The sequence below is a fragment of the Campylobacter coli LMG 9860 genome (assembly GCF_000254135.1).
Taxonomy (GTDB): Bacteria; Campylobacterota; Campylobacteria; order Campylobacterales; family Campylobacteraceae; genus Campylobacter_D; species Campylobacter_D coli.
In genome coordinates this window covers 1-490 of sequence record NZ_AINS01000134.1, presented here as the reverse complement: position 1 = coordinate 490, position 490 = coordinate 1, and the positions used below count along the sequence as shown (strand labels likewise).

Here is a 490-nt window from a genome sequence, read left to right as displayed (position 1 = left end):
ACCCTAGTTTGTCCTATAAGATTATTAAGTCTATCCATTATAGATCCAACATAAGAATTTATACTTTCACTGCTTGCTTTCCAGCCGTTAGCAAGAGCTTGTTTAATCTCAGCGTCTAAAGCCCAATTGCCTAAAGCTTGCTTAGGAGATATACCTTTTTCATACATATAAAGCTCTCCAGCCATATAACCTCTATCAAGTTCATATTTTAATAAACTTGCAAAATCAACTTTGCCTGTCATAATATCATTTAAAGCAATGCTATCACCATTAAAACTTTCTTTAGCCATAGCCCTATTGTAAGCTTCTACTTTTGGATTAAGTGTAGTATTTAGACTTTCAACAGGTTGTCCATTTTGAGCTTTTAAAAAACTCATAAATAAATCTTCTTTAGTATAAGTTCCATCTTCATTTTTTGGATAAAATGACATATCAGGTTTAAAATCACATTCATATTTAGCTTGAGAAACATTTTTGATTTCTTCTAAGG

Annotated in this window: 1 pseudogene; it reads right to left on the bottom strand. The window is 31.2% G+C overall.

Annotated features, from left to right (window positions below):
* A pseudogene (locus CCO88_RS10535) lies at nucleotides 1-490 on the bottom strand (Cj0814 family flagellar-dependent secreted protein); the annotation flags it as partial.